Below are 17861 nucleotides of genomic sequence, written 5' to 3' on the forward strand. Positions count from 1 at the left end.
TGAGAGGCGTCTGCCTAGGGCGATGCGATCAGCAGCTGCCGTCTTCGCAGAAGCTTTCGATGGATTCGAACCCGGCCTGGCCACCGAACTGCCTATTCTCGCCGAAGCTGCCCGAGCCGAGGAGCGAGCCTTCGCCCGAGGTGCCCAGGTCGCCATAAAGCGCGCCCGCGGTGATGTCCGGCGTGGGGCCGGAGACAATCGGGGCAGGGGTCGGTTCGGGCTCGGGTTCGGGCTCCGGAGTAGGCTCAGGGTTCGGGCCGGGCTCCGGAGTGGGCTCGGGGTTCGGAGTGGGCTCCGGAGTAGGCTCGGGGTTCGGGCCGGGCTCAGGCGTCGGGTTTGCAGCGCTGACCACGGTCAGGGCCGTGGCGTTGCCCTGTGCCTGCTGCTCGGTCACCGTGTAGTTGTCGCTTGCACCCACACCCGATCCGGTGATCGCATAGCTGCCCGCCTCGCTGTTGCTGTCCGCCGGAGTGGCCCAGCTGACCGTGCCGCTCAGTTCATCGCCGTTGACGAGGCCTTCGCTCGATACCGTGCCATCAAGCGCCGGCACAGCGCCGCCCACCGTCATCCGGGTGCCATTGGCAGTGTAGATCACAGTCAGCGCGCGCGGGGTGATGCTCAGCGCGTTGGCATTGGCATCGGCCTGCACGGTGGTGACCTTGTAGTTGGCGTTCGCGTTCAGGCCCGAACCAGTGATGGCATAGGAACCGACATTGCTTTTGCCATTGGCGGTGGTGATCCAGCTTGCCGTACCGCCCAGCTCATCGCCATTGACCAGGCCTTCGCTCGACACCTCACCAGAGAGGCCCGCAATCGCATCGCCATAGATGCTGTTGGCCGCATTGGCAGTGTAGATCACGGTCAGCGCACGCGGGGTGATGCTCAGCGCCTTGGCGTTGCTCTCAGCCTGCACGAAGGTGATATCGTAATTGGCGTTTGCGCCAGTGACACTACCGGTGACGGCATAGGAGCCGACATCGCTTTTGCCATTGGCGGTGGTGGTCCAGCTGGCCGTGCCGCCAAGTTCGTCGCCGTTGACAAGACCTATGATCGACGCGCCGCCAGAAAGGCCCGAAATCGCATCGCCATAGATGCTGGTGCGAGAAGTGGCTTTCAAGGTCACGGTCAGCGCACGCGGGGTAATCGTCAGCGCCTTGGCGTTGCTCTCAGCCTGCACGAAGGTGAAGGTGTAGTTGCCGCTATGTGCCGAAAGGCCCGAGCCATTGATCGCGTAGCTGCCCACATTGCTGGTCTGGCCTGCCTCGGTGGCGAAGGCCGCCGTCCCGGTGGTGACGCCAGCCAGCGTATCGCTGCCCTGCAAACCGCTTGCCGTGGCAGTGCCGGTCACGCCCAAAATCGCATCGCCATAGATGCTGCTCGCAGTATCGGCAGTGTAGGTCACGGTCAGCGCAGCTGGATCGATGGTCAGTTTCGCCACCCCATCGAACACAAGGTCATAGCCTTGCTGACCCGAATAGAGGCCAGTGATGTCGGAATAGGTGCCCGCGTTGGTTCCGCGGATTGTCGCCGAGCCCATCACCAGGCCTGGGTCAGCATCGTCCGGCAAGGTGACGGTCGGGGTGAGGCTCCGCTCCAGGCCATTGTAGGTGAACGTGCTGGCACCTGATGTCGCAACCGACAATTGCGTCATGAAGGCCTTCAGCAGCGGAAGCGTATCGCCATCATACATCCGCCAGACCTTGTCCTGTCCGCCGACTGTATCGATGTCGCTCACGCCGCCGGTGGCGAAGTTGCTCCAGGCGCTGGCCTTGAAGGCGTAGTTGGCCTCGCCAGATTTGGTTGGATCGCTGGTGACGGCAGAGATGTTGGTGATCGTGCCCTCTGAACGTCCGATAGCCTCGATTTGACCTGTCGAATAGCTGTCCCAATAGGCGTTGCTAACGGTGCCATCCGACCATTGCCGGCCCACCAGTCCGCCGACATAGGTCCCTGATCCAGAGACCGCACCGGTCGCATAGACATTGCTGATCGTCATGTTTTGAGCGGCAAACCCGATTAGCCCGCCAACATTGTTCCCTGTTCCATAGACCGCGCCGGTCGCATAGACATTGGTGATCGTTGAACCATTGGCATACCCGACCAGCCCGCCGACATAGTTCCCTGTGCCAGAGACCGCACCGGTCGCATAGACATTGCTGATCGTTGAGTTATCGGCCCTCCCCGCCAGACCGCCGGCAGACAAAGTTCCATCAATAGAACCGCCTGCCAGTCCGATGTTCTGGATCACAGCTTCAGACGCCCGCCCGAAGAAGCCACCGAATTCTTGGCCTGGCCGCTTGATGACAAGGTTGGAGATAACATGGCCCTGCCCATCGAATGTGCCGGTGAAGGCGCCGCTGCTGTCTCCAATCGGCGACCAGCCCGCGCTGCTCCACATTCCGGCATAGCTTGCGGCATCGCCTTCGGTAACTGCGCCGGTTTGCGAAAGGTCGATATCCGCGCCGAGCGTGTAGCTGGCGGCAAGGTCCATTGCCATCAGCTGCAACTGGTGCGAATTGGTGATTTCGGTGGCATATTCCCAGCGCCCGAAGGGCCGGGTGGAGCCCTCGATCATGAACCAGTCGTTGGTGAAATTGAAATTGGCATAGGCGCTTTGCTTGAACGCGTAATTTGCGGCGCCCGATTGCGAGGGGTCGCTGGTGACGGCCGAGACATTGGTAACGTCGGAGTAATACTCACTCCCGATCGCCTTGGCCTGCCCTGCCGAATAGCTGTCCCAATAGCTGTCGCTGATCTCCCCATTGTCGTCAGACCCGACCAGCCCGCCGACAAAACTAGTTCCAGAGACCGCGCCGGTCGCATAGGCATTGCTGATCGTTCCGGAGGTGGCATACCCGACCAGTCCACCGACACCGTTTTGTCCAGAGACCGCGCCGGTCGCATAGGCATTGCGGATCGTTCCCTCTTCGACATACCCGACCAGTCCGCCGACACCTCTTTCTCCAGAGACCGCGCCGGTCGCATAGGCATTGCGGATCTTTCCAAATAAGGCATACCCGACCAGCCCGCCGACATATCTCGCTCCAGATATCGAACCGCCTTCCATACCGACATGGGAGATGGTCGCGAGTTGGGTATAGCCGAACAGGCCGATGTAATGCTGAGAGGGACGATCAATCATCAGGCTGGAGATGACATGGCCCTGGCCGTTGAACTTGCCGGTGAAGGACAAAAGACCGTCACCAATAGGCGCAAAGCCCGCGCCGCTGTTCCAGTTTACCGTATCGCTGGCGTCGATATTCTTTGACAGGGCATAGCTTCCGTCACGGTTGGTGTTCATGTCCTGCAGGTCCTGCAGGGTGTTCACCAGCATCCACGAGGTGAGCGTTCCGTTCGTGACATTGCCGCTAAAGTCGGTCGGGTTCGCATAGTCGGTCGGATTGTAATAGATATCGACGGTGCTGCCAGCGCCGCTCAGGCTGGCGCTCGCGCCGCTGAACGTAACGGTGCCGCTGCCGGTGCCCATGTTGTCGGCGCGCAGGATAAGGCCTGCACCGTCGGCCAGGCCGCTGATACCGGCATTGACGGCAATGCTGCCCGCTGCGGAAAGCTCGAGCGTCGTGGGTCTATTCCATTCCAGGTAAGCTGCAACGGTGATGTTGCCTGCCTGGTTGCCCCCCGATCCGGTGGATACGGTGACATTAGCCTTTTCCAGGGCCATTCTCAGGTCAAAGGCATTGATTACGCTGTCGTTGCCGGTCGCGGTAAAGCCCGCGCTGTTGGTGTTGTCTCCGTCCGATATCGTCACATTATACGGATCGAGCAGCAGGTTGCCCGCCTTGCCCTTGGGCGCGAGCAGGTTGGTGGTGCCTTCGTAGGCGAGCAGCGCCTTGCCCGATACTTCGGCATCGCCGCCGTTGCCGCCATTGGCGCCGCCGCGTGCGGTGATCGTGCCGGCGAAGGCGGTCTTGTGGTCGGACCACAGCACCACATCGCCGCCATCGCCCCGCACCGTGGCATCGGCGCGGATGACGCTGGCCGCATCGACAGTGAGGTCGGTCGCATGGGCGAGCGGGCCGGTGCCCTGATAGCCGCCGCCGATCTCGATCGAGCCGCCGCCCAGCGTGCCCGAAGCATCGATCGTCGCGCCGGTGAGATTGATCTGATCGCCCGTCAGGCGGACCACGCCGCCCTTGCTTTCAACGCCCGTGGCGTTGATCACGCCCGAGAGGTTCACCACCCCGCGCGCCGCATCGCGCGCCGTGCCCGCGGTCAGCACCACGGTGTTCGCGTTGATCGTGCCTGCCACGTCGATATTGCCGGTGGGCAGGCCAAGCCGCAGGAACCCGTCGCCGGTAAGATCGAGCGCGCTCTGATCGCTGCCCTCCATCTTCGCGACGCCCGCCACCAGCAAGGTGCCATCGGCAAGATCGGGGCTCATCAGGTCGGAAAGCCCCGCGCGCAGCCGCATCACCTGCGCATTGGCAGGCGCGGTAACGGTGATCGCATCGCCGCCCGCCATGAAGTCGCGGTCGGAGATGTCGAGCGTCGAGGCGGTGAAGGCAGCGGCGTTGACCGTGCCGCTCTTGGTGATGGCAATGCCGTTGGGGTTCACGAGGAACACCTGCCCGTTGGCATTGATCTGCCCGGCAATCACGCTGGTGGCATCGCCGGTGACGCGGTTCAGCAGCGCCGACTGGGCACCCGGCTGCGCGATGTTCACCGCATTGCCTTCACCCACCGAGAAGCTGGTCCAGTTCACCACCGCGCGGTCGGAATGCTGGGTGATGTTCATATTGCCCGCCGACGGCGCGCCGATGGTGGCAGAGCCTGCCGCAACCTCGCCGCCGGTGGGCAGGTCGTTGGCCATGGCGGCGCTGGAGATGGCAGCTGTGGAGATAGCGGTGCTCGCAAGCAGGGCTGCGCAGCGGAGCGACTTGGCGATAAGGGTCGATTTGGTCATGATAGGTGCTCCGAAGACTTAGAAGCTGAGCTGGATGGAAAGCGAGAAGCGGCCCGGTGCGCCGGCAATGCCGTCAACCTCGGCCGCGCCATATTCGGCATTGAGGCCCCATCGGGCCCCGTCATTGCCCGCCAGGCGCACACCCGCGCCATAGGCCCAGGCCATGGTGTCGCGCCGTTCGAGCGCGCTCGGCTGCTTGAGCAGCACGCGGCCATTGGCCCCAAACACATAGGGCGCGAAGTAGATGTTCTGCGTGGTCACCGAGAACGGGAACTGCAGCTCAGCCCGCACCGCATAGCCGGTGTCGCCCTGCAACGTTCCCTGCGACAGGGTGGAGATGGCATCGCCGTGGGCAATGCCGAAGCTCTCCGAGTTGACCAGCGCATAGCCGAAGCTCGTCTGCGCCGAACCGCGCAGGCGGCCGGCAATATGCTGGGCGAAGGGCAGGTCGATCCCGGCGCTCACATTAAGCACGGTGAAGTCGGCATCGGCCCCCGCGCGCGATAGCGGCAGGGTCGGCGTGGCATCGGCTGCGCTGCGCGCGCCGGGGATGTTGAGCCCCTGCGACAGCTCCATCGCCGCGTTCATCTGCCCGCCGCCGGCAAAGGCCGTGGCAAAGTCGCCGCCCAGACGCGCCACCCGCAAGCGGTCGCGCGAGACGCCGAACTGTGTGGGCTCGATCAGGGTGATGTCTTCATTGGCGACATCGAAGGCCACGGTGCCGGTAAGCCGCGTGCTGCGGGTGAGCACGAAGGGATAGCTCAGCCGCGTGGAAAGCCGCTGGAAGTGGCTGGCAAAGCGCGGGCGGTTGATCGGCACATTGCCCGCCGTGCGCGCATCGACGCCTTCGACATTGAGCGACAGCCCGTCATTGCCGAGCGGCGCGACCACGCCCGCCGCCAGCACGCGGTTGCGCGGGCGCTTGTCGAAATAGCCATCGGACGGATCGCCCGAAGCGCGCAGGTAGATCGTCTCACCAAGACCCAGGTTGCCGTTGAAGTTGAACCCGAGCGACAGAGCCTCGCGGCCCAGCCCGTCGCTCTGCAGGTTGTTGAAGCCGAGCGTCACGCCGAGCGGGCGATAGTCGCCCTCCACGGCAAGAATGCTCATGCCCGGCTCGCTGCCGGGAACGAGGGTCGAGCGCATGGTAAGGCCCGGCATATCGGAAGCGAGCAGCAGCTTGCGCTCGATCTGGCTGATCTTCACGCCCGGCTTGCCGACCAGCGGCTGCAAATAGGATGCGACCTTGCCCTGCATCGCAGGAGGCAGGGCTTCGGTGTTCACGGCCTCGATCTGGCCCTGCACGACGACAAGGCGCAAGGTAGCGCCATCGGCCAGATCCTGCGCGGGCACGATCACACGGGTCAGCGCCTCGCCATTGGCGGCAAAGTATCGCTCCAGCTCGTGCGCGGCTTCGAAGATCGCGGCCACCTTCACCGGCTTGCCAAGCAGCTGCGCTTCCAGCGCGGCGACGGCAGCCGGATCGGCAACCGCGCCCTCGATGCGCACACCGCTCAGCGTAACGACAAGATCCTGCGCGCCATCGGGCACCTGGGTGGGCATATCCTGCGGAATGACGACCGGCCCGCCGGGCTGCTGCGCCACCGGCGCATAGCTGTCAGGCACGACCTGGCTGGCCGACTGGGCGAAAGCCGGAGACGCGACGAGCGCAGCCCCAAGCAGGAGAGCTTTACGAAATACCATAGTGAGCAACCCGTGATCTTGTGTGTTTACCATAGCGTCCAAATCAATCGTGTTTACGATAAGATGGACCCCGTATTCTTGGCGGTTACTAAAGCTTGTCGAACCCATTACCGCCTTGGGAACGTACTTATTCGTTGACGGGCAAGGCGTTAGGGATGAGTTCTGGGGAAGACGATTACCGCCCCCTCCGTGAGGGCCCCTAGTTTTGCTTAAGGATGCGTTACCCAGCGCGCCGCTCCCCTCGCACCGCGGCAGCGGGCGGCCTGCGGATTATTTTGGGTGCGGCCACATTTGCGTTCCGCCAGCCAACGCGAGGCGGCGCGGAGAGAACCAAGCTCGAACCACGCTCTACTGACAGATTTGTTAACTGTATCCGACTTGGCGCATTATTGCGCGCACGGCGATAACCCACCGCCTGAATAAATCACTTGTCGGGAGAATGCGTGCCATCCGGGCGAGCCAGAAGACGATGGCCCGAAAAAGAAATGGCAGGGGTGACAGGATTCGAACCCGTGGCCCTCGGTTTTGGAGACCGATGCTCTACCAGCTGAGCTACACCCCTGCATGGGCAAGGCACGCCTCTATAACGGCTTTCGTGCAATGGCAAGCGACGAGCGCGTTCTGTCTTGCTAAAGCCGACACAATGTCTGGTTCGCACGTTCCTATCATCGCGCCCGAGATGCTGTTGCTCGCCTATCGCAGCGGCGTGTTCCCGATGGCCGATTCGCGCGAGGATACGGAGATCTTCTGGGTCGAGCCGCGCAAACGGGCGATCCTCCCGCTCGATGGTTTCCACTGCTCGCGCTCGCTTGCCAAGGTACTCAAGTCAGGCCGCTTCACCGTCACGGTCGACACCGACTTTGCCGGTGTGGTCGAAGCCTGTGCCGCGCCTCGCCCCGACCATCCAGAGACCTGGATCAATCCAACCATTGCCGACAGCTATGGCAACCTCCATGCACTCGGCCATGCCCACTCGGTCGAATGCCGGATCGATGGCGAACTGGTCGGCGGGCTCTATGGCGTGGCAATCGAGCGCGCGTTTTGCGGCGAATCGATGTTCAGCACCGCGCGCGACGCCTCGAAAGTGGCGCTGGCATGGCTGGTGGCGCTGATGCGCCGCGCGGGATACCGCGTGCTCGACTGCCAGTTCATCACCGACCATCTGGCCTCGCTCGGCGCTGTCGAGATCGCGCGAACAGAGTACCTGGCCCGGCTGGCGCAAGCCTGCGCGCAGCAGCCCAGGCTCAGCCTGCCTGAAGCTTACCGCGAATTGCTGGAGGAGGACACGGCTTCTTCCTCGCCCGGGAAGCGCATCGCGCAATCCTTAACCCAGACATCATAGATCGGATGCTCGACCACGTTCAGGCCAGGCGAGTTCTTGAACAGCCAGCCAGAGAACACCCGCGTCCATACCGCCTCGCTATCGGCATCGGGCCGCTCGTTCACGTTGACCTGGACAAAGGCGCCAGTTTCGGGCGGATCTTCCCACGGCGCGGTTTTCTCGCAGGCCGAGAGGCGAATCACCACATCGTCGATCCGGCGCGCCTCGCCCGGTTTCATCTCGATATCGCGGGTTAGCGAATTGCGCTTGTTGACGATGCCGAGCGTGGCGACACGTTCGGCCATCGGCGTGCCCTGTCCGTCGGCTGCCTGCGCGCCTTCGCCCAGAGCGGGCGCGGGTTGCCGCAGTTCTTCGGGAACCTCTGTCTGCTCGGCCTCTGGCGCGGGCGGCTCCCCTCCGCAGGCGGCCAGCGCCAGCGTCAGCGTGGCCACGCCGACCGCGAGGGCTTTCACGCCTCGGGCGTCCAGGCTTCGTAGTCGCCGGTTGCGCGCGCGCGCTGGCCGCCGCGCTGAAGCGCACCTGCGGGAAGGTAGGCAGCGCCGGTGCCGGTGGCGTTGGGGCTGTAGTCAGCCTCCCAGATGCGCGGCGGGGTGAGGTGGCTTTCGGGTAGCTCGTCGTAGGAATGGTGCAGCCAGCCATGCCATTCACTCGGCACGCGGCTGGCATCGTTGGTGCCTTCGTAGATCACCCAGCGCCTTTCGCGCTGCCCCTCTTTCGGCTTGGAGCGATAATACTTGTTGCCCTGCGCGTCGGTGCCGACGTGCTCGCCATTGCGCGAGGACCACAGGAGGGTGCCGATGGTGGCGCCGTCCCACCAGGTGAAGATCTTGCCGAGGAAGCTCATGTTCGCGCGGTTAGCCGATTCTGTCGGCTCCGCCAAGCGTCAAGCAAACGACCCGAAGGGTCGCAAGGGCGACTGCCCGCCCGCAGCGGGCGCAGCTTGCTGCCCATCTAGCGAGGATCTCGCGCCCGCATGGGCGTGCGACGCACAAATATTACCAATCGACCTTGTCACCGGCCTTGATGCCCAGTTCCGCCGCACGCCCGCCATTAAGTTCGAGCACCGCGCCCGCTGGCCCAGCCGAAGGAACCGACGCTTCCGAATAGGGCACGGCATTGGCGGCCACGTTGAGGATACGCCGATCCGGCCCGATGAAGATGATGTCGAGCGGGATCACGGTGTTGCGCATCCAGAAGCTCGATTCGCGCGGATTATCCTCGCGCGGGAAGATCATGCCTTCGTCCGCGCCCATTTCGGTGCGGAACATCAGGCCGCGCGCCTGCTCGGCAGCACTCGCCGCAACCTCGACGTGGAACTCGTGGCGGGTGCCGTCCGCGGTGGTGACAGTGAGCGGGATGACCGCAAGACCCGATTCCGCATGGACCTGCGGCGCGGCGGCGCTGGCCGGCGCGCTCTCGGTGGCACCCGATGGAGAACAGGCCGCCAGCGCCAGAACGCCAAGACCTGCCGCAAGAGCCTTCGCCAGAGTTCGTTCACGCAGTGTCATCGTCATCATCTTCCAGTTCTTCGGCCCATTCGCGCGCGCTCTCGGGGCTGGTCAGCTCGACCAGCAGGCGCGCGTGAGCGAAGGAATGTCCTGCGCGCAGCATGGCTGCAAGCTGTTTCTCGCGTCGTGCCTGATCGGGCGCCTCGAGGGCGAACGGGCCGAACCGCCGCTTCTCGGCCAGCCGCAGGGCCGCGCGCCGCGCCGCCGCCTCTCCCGGAGAAGCCGCTTCGCGCAAGGTCTCGCCAATGCCCGCCTGCCGCAAGGCCTCGCCCACCCGCCGCGCGCCATATCCGCGCGCCAGCAAGCCCTCGCTGCGGGCGCGCGCATAGGCCTCGTCGTCAACGTAGCCACGGCTGACAAAGTCGGCCACCAGAGCGGGAATATCTGGCGCGGCTTCGCCCTCGTCCCACCCGCGCTCGCGCAGTTTGCGTGCCAGATAGGCCTCCAGCTTGCCGCTCGATGTGGCGAAACGGGCGACGTAATTCATCGCCAATTCACGCAATTGCGCCGAGTCTAACGGCTTTCGTCGCCTGACTTGCCTAACATTTGGTTGTTCACTATCCCGCATTTCGCCATATTAGTGCCACACTTGCCCTGAAATGAAAAAATTTGCTGCGGGGTCGGTTAGTCCGGCGCCGCGTTTTTGGATATGGGAAGCGCCGCAAGAGCGCAGGCAGAGACAAACAAAAGGGTAGCCCTTAGAAAATATGACCGAGCTTGTTCCCACGCCCAACGACTGCGCTCAGCCGCGTCGGCGTTCCGACTTTGCGACCTTCTGCGAAGCCGTCGACTACGCGGCGCAGAGCGAAAAGGGCCTCAATTTCCACGATGCGCGGGGCACGCTGGAGCGCGTCTATCCCTACCGCGAAATGCGGGAGGATGCGCTGGGCCACGCCCGGCGGCTGATCGGCATGGGCATCGGCAAGGGCGACCGGGTGGCGCTGATCGCCGAGACCGGGCCTGAATTCGCCTCGCTGTTCTGCGGTTGCATCTATGCCGGTGCCTGGCCGGTGCCGCTGCCGTTGCCCACCACCTTCGGCGGCAAGGGCAGCTATATCGACCAGCTCGGCGTGCAGCTTGAAAGCGCCGATCCGGCAATATTGCTCTATCCGCCCGAAATCGCCGAGATGACGGCAGCGGCGGCGGAAAAGCAGGGCTGTACGGGCATGGACTGGGATACTTTCACCCAGCGCGATGCGCCGGACGCGGAACTGCCCGAGGCCGATCCGGAAGATATCTGCTACCTGCAGTATTCCTCTGGCTCGACCCGTTTCCCGCAGGGCGTTGCCGTTACCCACCGCGCCTTGCTGCATAACCTTTATGGCCATGCCACAGCGATGGACATCGGCCAGAACGACCGCGTGGCGAGCTGGCTGCCGTGGTATCACGACATGGGTCTCGTCGGTTGCTTCCTGTCGCTGGTCGCCAATCAGGTCAGCGTTGACTATCTCAAGACCGAGCACTTCGCGCGCCGTCCGCTGGCCTGGCTCGATCTGATCAGCCGCAATCCGGGCACCACGCTCAGCTATTCGCCCACCTTCGGCTACGACATCTGCGCCCGCCGCATTTCGAGCCAGAGCAATGTGGCCGAACGCTTCGACCTCTCGCGCTGGCGGCTCGCTGGCAACGGGGCCGACATGATCCGGCCCGACGTGATGCAGAACTTCGTCAACGCCTTTGCCGATGCCGGGTTCAAGGCCAGCGCCTTCACCCCGTCCTATGGCCTTGCCGAGGCGACGCTCGCGGTCACCGTGATGCCGCCGGGTGAAGGCATCCGCGTCGAGCTGGTCGAGGAAGAGCGACTGTCGGGCACCAAGCGCGACCTGTCGCGTCCGGCCCGCTATCGCGCGATCGTGAACTGCGGCAAGGCCCTGCCCGACATGGACGTCGAAATCCGCGGCGAGAATGGCAAGTCGAAGAAGGATCGTCAGATCGGCAAGGTCTGGTGCCGTGGCCCCAGCGTCATGCATTCCTACTTCCGCAATCAGGAAGCGACCGACGAGTGTCTGGTCGATGGCTGGCTCGACACAGGTGACATGGGCTACATGGCCGATGGCTACCTGTTCATCGTCGGCCGCGCCAAGGACATGATCATCATCAACGGCAAGAACCACTGGCCGCAGGATATCGAGTGGGCGGTGGAGCAGCTTCCCGGCTTCAACCACGGCGACATCGCCGCCTTCTCGGTCGAAACCGAGAACGGCGAGGAAGCGCCTGCGGTGCTGGTGCATTGCCGCGTGTCCGACCCGGAGGAGCGCGTCCGCCTGCGCGACGAGATCGCCGACAAGGTGCGCGCGATCACCGGCATGAACTGCGTGGTGGAACTGGTGCCGCCGCGCACGTTGCCGCGCACGTCTTCGGGCAAGCTCAGCCGTGCGAAGGCGCGCAAGATGTATCTGTCGGGCGAAATCTCCCCGCTCGATCTGGCGGCTTAGCCCTTTCGGCCCACCCCCTCCCGATGCTAGGCGCTTCGCGATCTTAGTGACCAGAGGGATATGAGGCAGATGGACAAAACATACCGTCTTTCGCGGCGCGCATTCGGCGCTGGACTGCTTGGCGCGGGTATCGCGGGAGCATCTCCGGCGCAGGCGCAGTTCGGCGGCTTGGGCAATCTCGTGCGGTCGGTGACGAAAGAGATCGGGCTCGATCGCGTGTTCGGCGGTGACGAGCCGATCACCACCAACCTCGCCGACGCGGTGTGGGGCAATCCCGCGCTTGACGGGGTGGACCCGCCGCTAGCCCCTGCGCAGATGACCTCGCTCGAACGCACAGCCGAAGGCGGTTTTGTGCTGCAACCGGGATACTGGCAGTTCACCGCGCAAAGCTATTGCCTTCACGCGGGCACGCATGGCCCGGGCGGCGGCGATGGCTATCTCTATGCACCGCTTGAAGGTTCGCGCGAAGAGGCGATCCGCGACATCCTGCGCAACTCGGTGCAGAATCCCCAGATCGAGCAGCACGATATCCAGACGCTGATCTGGGCGATTCTCGCCCGCGCCAAGTTCGAGGACCTCAGCAACGAGCACAAGCTGGTGGCAGCGCAACTGCTGAGCCAGCGGCAGCTCGCTACGCTTAACCGCTCGGCGCTCGATCTGGTGCCATCGGGCGCGATGAGCAGCCTCATGGGCGAAGTCCCCGCCCCTCTGCGCACGGTGTTCCGGGCCGAGGCGGAGCTTCGCAACGGACTGGCTGGCGGAGCAAGCTACTCCGAGCTTGAGAGCATCGCCGTGCTGACCGGCGCAGTGCCGCTGGGCGAAGGCAGCATTGCCGTGCCTGCAGGCCGCTGGAGCGACCACCCCGACGGCTACCGCATTCGCTTCTACCCCTCAGGATACAGCCGAACCGAAGTGCATATCTGGTGCGAGGACGGCAGCGCGGGCGTGGGCAAAGCCTTCGATCCGAGCGTGCAGGTCGCCGTACCCGGCAACACCGCCCGTCAACGCCTCGCCCAGTCGGGCCGCGAGCGGGTCTAGATCAGCAGCAGCGCCACGATAATGGCGAGCAAGGCCAGTATCCCCACGGCCCAGACCAGCGTACGCACCTTGGGGATGCCCGCCCAATAGAGCGGTAGGTAAATCGCCCGCGCCGCCAGCCACACCCATGCGGCCACGCCGATAAGGCTGGAGCCCTGGCCATAGATGTTGCCCACCAGCAGCGCGATGATCGCAATCGGATAGGTTTCAAGGAAGTTGTCGCGCGCCCGTTCGAGCCGGGCGGCAATATCATTCAGCGGCGGCAGATCCTCGTCGCGCGCGCCCATGTTCCAGTCTGTGCCGTACTGCTTCGTCTTGAAGCGGATCGCCAGCATAATGTGCGCGAGCAGCAGCAGCGTGGACAGCAGGAGGACGGTAATCTCGCTCGACAAGTTCATTAGTCCATATCCCACACCACGCTCACCGTGCCATAGCCGGTGCCGCTCGTCTCGCTGCTTGCGGCAACGCCATCCTCGGCCAGAGCCTTGCGCACGTCCTCGACCGCATCGGCGGGGCCGGTTAGCCGAATTGGCAGGCCCTTGCGCCGCTGCGCCCACTCGACCAGCGCCAAGGCCTTGCGCCCGTCGCTGGTGAGGGTGTGCGATACGCCGACATCGGTCTCCACTTCCTGAAAGCCGATGCTTGGCAAGGCCAGCGGTGGCGGTTCGAAGCGGATATCCCAGGCCGGTTCGGTGGCGTCGATCCGGCGCTCCAGCTCGGCATAGGCGGCAAGGTTCGCACCGTCGAGCGGGCGCGCCCGGACCATCGCGCGGCGGTTATCGCGGTCCACCGTCACCTGATCGGTGGGCACGCCTGCGAGCAAGGCCAGTCGCTCGGCGATCACGCCTGCCGTTTCCAGGCTTTCTGCCTCACGCTCGCGGCCTTCGCCAAGCTGCGCCAGCTCAGCCTCGCGCGCGTCGGAGCTCTGGATTTGCAGAATGGTGACCGAGACCGGCCGCCCCAGCCGCGATTCGAGCTGGCGCGCCGCATTGCTCTCGACCTCGGCCCGGTCGAACAGCTCGTTGGTGTAGACCGTGGCCGATACCTGCACAGCGCCGGTCGCAAACTCGACCTTGGGATCGACGTCCTCGGCCTTGCCTTCGAACACGGTGCCGATCTCGTCGCGGATCACGCGCTGGGCCTGCGTTTCCCAGGCGATGGTCTGCAACGACAGGCCGAGCGGAACGGCCAGCACCACAAGAGCCACGATCATGCCCACGCTCTGCAACTGCGAGCCGCGCTCCGACAGGCTGGAGGAAAAACCATAGGCGCGCGCCATCGCCGTAGCGGTGAGCGCGATGGCCGTGAGGTTGGTGACGAACAGCAGCAGCGCGCCCGAGAACACCGTCCAGTTGAAGGTCGCAAGGCCGAAGCCGACCACCGCCAGCGGCGGCATCAAGGCGGTGGCGATGGCCACGCCCACGATGGTGCCCTCGCGCCCGCGTATCATCGCATAGGCACCGGCAATGGCGGAGAAGATCGCCACCAGCAGATCGAACAGGTTCGGCCGGGTGCGCGCCGCGATCTCGCTGGTCACGTTCTGCAAAGGGGACATGAACACCACCACGGCGCAGAACATGATGGCAAAGCCGGTGCCGATAGCGAGGCTCCTGACCGACTGGCGCAGCCATTTGTAGTCGCCGATGGCAAGCGAGAAGCCCACGCCCATGATCGGGTCCATCAGCGGCGAAAGCAGCATGGCGCCGATCACGACCGCAGGCGAACTTAGCAGCAGGCCGAGAATCGCGATGCCTGCCGACATGCTGACCATCAGCAGATACCGCCCGGTGAGCGCGCATTCGGCGCGCCGCTTGGCGATCACCCCCGCCTGATCGACCGTGCCGCTGGCCTGGGTGCGCCACCAGGTCTTGAAGGTGTCCCACACATGTATGAGACTGGGGGCGTGGCTCGATGGGGAACCGGGGCTGGCGGAGGGCGCCTTCTCTGAAGCAGGGCTTGTGCTCTCGGGTTGCATTCGCAACCGTTAGCGCGGAAAATCAGGCAGGTCCAAGAGTTGCAATACCGGGAATTCTTGAAAGCCCTGTCTTATACTCCTAATACAGTAATGATCGAACCCAAGGGAAGGTGTGAGAGCCGATGGCTACGAGCGACGAAACGATGACCGCCAGCAAGCTGGAGCTTACTCCGCCCGACCCCGTGCCCAGCGTCGCGCCTACCAAGGCCGCCGGGCTGGTGCCGGTGGATGAGGAGAAGAAGACCGCGCTGCAGGAGAAGGTCGAAGGTTTCGTGAGCGAGCTGATCGCGCTGGATGCCAATTCGCCCGATTTCGGCAAGAAGGTCGATCAGATCACCAACATGGGCCGCAAGGAAATCATGGCCGCGAGCCAGATGTCCAACCGCTTCCTCGATCGGCCGGTGCGCGCGATGGATCAGGATACGGGCGTGGGCGCCGACCTTACCGAGCTGCGCCGCACGGTGGAGGATCTCGATCCGGGCCGCCGCGGCAAGATGACCGGGCGCAAGTTCCTTGGCATCATCCCGTTCGGCAACAAGCTGAAGAACTATTTCGACAGCTACACCTCCGCGCAAAGCCACATCCAGTCGATCCTCGCCCGCCTTTCCAGCGGCAAGGACGAGCTGTTGATGGACAATGCCGCCATCGACGTGGAGCGGCAGAAGCTGTGGGAGGCGATGGGCAACCTGGAGCAAATGATCCACATCGCCAAGTCGCTCGACACCCGGCTGGAAGAAGAGGCCGCCAATCAGGACAGCGTCGATCCGGCCAAGGCCAAGGCGATCCGCGAGACCGCGCTGTTCTATGTCCGCCAGCGCACGCAGGACCTGCTCACGCAGATGGCGGTGAGCGTGCAGGGCTATCTCGCGCTCGATCTGGTGAAGAAGAACAATGTCGAGCTGGTGAAGGGCGTCGACCGCGCGAGCACCACCACCGTGGGCGCGCTGCGCACCGCCGTCACCGTCAGCCAGGCGATGACGAACCAGAAGCTGGTGCTCGATCAGATTACGGCTTTGAACACCACCACGGCTGGCATCATCGATTCGACCGGGCAGATGCTGCGCGACAACACCGGCCGCATTCACGAACAGGCCGCTTCGAGCACGATCCCGATGGAGACGCTGCAACGCGCGTTCCAGAACATCTATGATACGATGGACGAGGTCGACAACTTCAAGCTGCGCGCACTCGATTCGATGAAGCAGACGGTCGATACGCTTTCGGGCGAAGTCGAGAAGTCGAAGGGCTATATCGCCCGCGCCGAGGGGCAGGCCCAAGCGGCGCAGCAGGTGCAGGACAGCGGCATCCTGAGCCTAGAGAGCTGAGCGCGCCGAGCCGATGAGCGACCTCACCCATCAGTCAGACCATATCGTGCGCTCCGCAGGCAATGCGCTTGCGCATCAGCGCGCGGGCGGACGGCGACGGAGGAACTCGGTCGGCCTAGCCTCGGCGCGGCTGAAGAAGCAGCATGTGGTGAAGAAGGTCGTGCGGCTGTTTGTCGCCATCGTCGCTATTCTGGTGGCGGCGGGTGTGGCGGGGGCGATCCTCAACGGGATTGGGTTCTACGGGGTGATGCTAACGGTGCTGGCCATGGTCGTGGCGGCCTTCGTACTCGCCCGCTATCCACGCCTGAAAACACCGCGCCGCGCCGACCTCAAGACGCCCGACGTGAAGCAACTGGTTGCCCGCACCGAGCTGTGGCTCGAACATCAGCGCGACGCCCTGCCAGGGCCTGCCGCCAGCCTCGTCAACGATATCGGTGTCCAGCTTGACGAGCTGCAGGTCCAGCTTGGCGCAGTCGATCAGAACCATCCCACCGCCGCGCAGATCCGCAAGCTGGTTGGCGAAGACCTGCCCGAGATGATCGACGGTTTCCGCCGCATTCCGCAGCGGCTGCGCGATGAACAAAGCAACGGCACCACGCCCGCGCGCCAGCTTGAGGAAGGCCTGCGCGTGATCGGCGGCGAACTCGATTCGATCAATCGCCAGCTCGCTCAAGGCTCGCTTGACGACCTCGCAATTCGGGGGCGTTATCTTGAATACAAGTATGGTGCCGGAATCGATGGCGACAGCGGAGTGCCGCTTGGCGATCAGGGCTCTGGCGTGCCTTTGCCCGAGTTCAGCAAGCAGGAGAGCAAGAGCTGATGCGGCTGGCCCTACCCCACCATCTCACCCGCGACGAAGTGCGCCGCCGCCTGCGCGAAAACTCGCACCGGATTGGCGACAACATCCCGCTCGCCATGGTCGAAGTGACCACCAGCTGGCCGAGCGAAGATCGCATGGCGCTCGCCATCGGCGCGATGGGTCAGATAATTAACGGCCATGTCGATATCGAGGATGCCGAAGTGGTGTTCACGGTCGAACTGCCCGGTGCGCTCGCCTTCGTCGAGCCGATGGTGGAAATGGCGATCCGCGCTCAGGGCCCGAGTTTGCTCAAACCGCCGAACGGCTGAGCCCTCAGAGATTGCGGTGCAGTTCGAGGTAGCTTTCGGGGATCCGCAACGCCTCGGTTGCCTCCCGGGTTTCGCGCAGGAACAGCAGCAACGCCAGCATCAGCAGCCCGATCGCGAACATGAAGGTGATCGCCGCCGCCGCGTTAAGCCCGGCATGAGCGAAGCCCTCGATGAACAGCAGCGCCACCGTAAGGCCGATTGAAAGGCCAGAGGACACCAACAGGCGCATGGCCCGGCCGATGATGAGGATACGGTTGTTGGTCATGCGAATCTCGCGCACGACCAGATCATGCTCGTCGCCCTCGGTTTCGGTGAACAAGCCCTGCAAGGTGCGCGAGCGATCAACCACGCGCCCCAAGCGGCTGGAAAGGATGTTCAGGATATTGCCGATGGCCACCAGCACGAACACCGGCGCCAGCGCCAGCTGGATCGTCTGGACGATCATCGCATCGCTTTCCACCGTCGGCATCGTTCATCCTTTC

The 17861-nt window shown here is 64.0% G+C and carries 15 protein-coding genes and 1 tRNA gene; 6 read left to right on the forward strand and 10 right to left on the reverse strand.

Annotation, left to right across the window (positions count from 1 at the left end):
- Positions 1–28 precede the first annotated feature (28 nt).
- The 3 genes from E0473_RS07065 to E0473_RS07075 form a co-directional block, all read right to left on the reverse strand.
- A complete protein-coding gene (locus tag E0473_RS07065; RefSeq protein WP_137680187.1) occupies positions 29–4924 on the reverse strand; it encodes an MBG domain-containing protein in 4896 nt (1631 codons plus the stop codon).
- A gap of 18 nt (positions 4925–4942) precedes the next feature.
- Complete coding sequence (locus E0473_RS07070; RefSeq protein WP_161981541.1) at positions 4943–6628, reverse strand: ShlB/FhaC/HecB family hemolysin secretion/activation protein; 1686 nt, start codon at positions 6626–6628, stop codon at positions 4943–4945.
- Between the two features lie 486 nt (positions 6629–7114).
- Positions 7115–7190: transfer RNA gene (locus tag E0473_RS07075), tRNA-Trp, on the reverse strand.
- Positions 7191–7271: 81 nt separating this feature from the next.
- On the opposite strand from E0473_RS07075, the gene aat reads away from it, so the two are divergent.
- On the forward strand, positions 7272–7970 hold the full coding sequence (gene aat, locus E0473_RS07080; protein ID WP_161981542.1) for a leucyl/phenylalanyl-tRNA--protein transferase: 699 nt from the start codon (positions 7272–7274) through the stop codon (positions 7968–7970).
- Here the strand turns inward: aat and E0473_RS07085 are convergent.
- The 4 genes from E0473_RS07085 to E0473_RS07100 all read right to left on the reverse strand — a co-directional run bounded on the left by E0473_RS07085 (position 7889) and on the right by E0473_RS07100 (position 9965).
- Positions 7889–8422 carry a DUF2155 domain-containing protein gene (locus tag E0473_RS07085; RefSeq protein ID WP_170308130.1) on the reverse strand — a complete coding sequence of 178 codons (534 nt, stop codon included), beginning with the start codon at positions 8420–8422 and terminating at the stop codon, positions 7889–7891. The genes aat and E0473_RS07085 overlap by 82 nt on opposite strands.
- Positions 8419–8814, reverse strand: a complete 396-nt coding sequence (locus E0473_RS07090; RefSeq protein ID WP_137680869.1) for an NADH:ubiquinone oxidoreductase subunit NDUFA12 — start codon at positions 8812–8814, stop codon at positions 8419–8421. The genes E0473_RS07085 and E0473_RS07090 overlap by 4 nt, the downstream gene beginning before the upstream one ends.
- A gap of 151 nt (positions 8815–8965) precedes the next feature.
- Positions 8966–9478 carry a DUF192 domain-containing protein gene (locus tag E0473_RS07095; RefSeq protein ID WP_137680870.1) on the reverse strand — a complete coding sequence of 171 codons (513 nt, stop codon included), beginning with the start codon at positions 9476–9478 and terminating at the stop codon, positions 8966–8968.
- Positions 9465–9965, reverse strand: coding sequence for a regulatory protein RecX (locus E0473_RS07100; protein ID WP_241657388.1), 501 nt, complete (start codon positions 9963–9965; stop codon positions 9465–9467). The genes E0473_RS07095 and E0473_RS07100 overlap by 14 nt, the downstream gene beginning before the upstream one ends.
- A gap of 220 nt (positions 9966–10185) precedes the next feature.
- Between E0473_RS07100 and E0473_RS07105 the strand changes: the two genes are divergently transcribed.
- Positions 10186–11913, forward strand: a complete 1728-nt coding sequence (locus tag E0473_RS07105; RefSeq protein ID WP_137680191.1) for a fatty acyl-AMP ligase — start codon at positions 10186–10188, stop codon at positions 11911–11913.
- A gap of 69 nt (positions 11914–11982) precedes the next feature.
- Positions 11983–12951: a hypothetical protein gene (locus tag E0473_RS07110; protein WP_137680192.1), complete on the forward strand. Its 969-nt coding sequence runs from the start codon at positions 11983–11985 to the stop codon at positions 12949–12951.
- On the opposite strand, the gene E0473_RS07115 is transcribed toward E0473_RS07110, so the two are convergent.
- Positions 12948–13349: an MAPEG family protein gene (locus tag E0473_RS07115; protein ID WP_338325092.1), complete on the reverse strand. Its 402-nt coding sequence runs from the start codon at positions 13347–13349 to the stop codon at positions 12948–12950. The genes E0473_RS07110 and E0473_RS07115 overlap by 4 nt on opposite strands.
- The gene (locus E0473_RS07120; protein WP_241657389.1) at positions 13349–14836 is read right to left on the reverse strand and encodes a TIGR00341 family protein; all 1488 of its coding nucleotides are present in this window, start codon (positions 14834–14836) and stop codon (positions 13349–13351) included. The genes E0473_RS07115 and E0473_RS07120 overlap by 1 nt, the downstream gene beginning before the upstream one ends.
- 212 nt (positions 14837–15048) lie before the next feature.
- Between E0473_RS07120 and E0473_RS07125 the strand changes: the two genes are divergently transcribed.
- Genes E0473_RS07125 through E0473_RS07135 form a run of 3 tightly spaced genes read left to right on the forward strand, consistent with a single transcriptional unit; the run spans position 15049 to position 17379 of the window.
- Positions 15049–16251: a toxic anion resistance protein gene (locus E0473_RS07125; RefSeq protein WP_137680194.1), complete on the forward strand. Its 1203-nt coding sequence runs from the start codon at positions 15049–15051 to the stop codon at positions 16249–16251.
- A 13-nt stretch (positions 16252–16264) separates the two neighbouring features.
- The gene (locus E0473_RS07130; RefSeq protein ID WP_194146758.1) at positions 16265–17071 is read left to right on the forward strand and encodes a hypothetical protein; all 807 of its coding nucleotides are present in this window, start codon (positions 16265–16267) and stop codon (positions 17069–17071) included.
- The gene (locus tag E0473_RS07135; protein ID WP_137680195.1) at positions 17071–17379 is read left to right on the forward strand and encodes a polyhydroxyalkanoic acid system family protein; all 309 of its coding nucleotides are present in this window, start codon (positions 17071–17073) and stop codon (positions 17377–17379) included. The genes E0473_RS07130 and E0473_RS07135 overlap by 1 nt, the downstream gene beginning before the upstream one ends.
- Positions 17380–17383: 4 nt before the next feature.
- On the opposite strand, the gene E0473_RS07140 is transcribed toward E0473_RS07135, so the two are convergent.
- Complete coding sequence (locus tag E0473_RS07140) at positions 17384–17848, reverse strand: DUF2721 domain-containing protein (RefSeq protein ID WP_241657390.1); 465 nt, start codon at positions 17846–17848, stop codon at positions 17384–17386.
- Positions 17849–17861: the final 13 nt, after the last annotated feature.

The sequence above is a fragment of the Aurantiacibacter suaedae genome, assembly GCF_005434915.1.
GTDB classification, from domain to species: domain Bacteria; phylum Pseudomonadota; class Alphaproteobacteria; order Sphingomonadales; family Sphingomonadaceae; genus Alteraurantiacibacter; species Alteraurantiacibacter suaedae.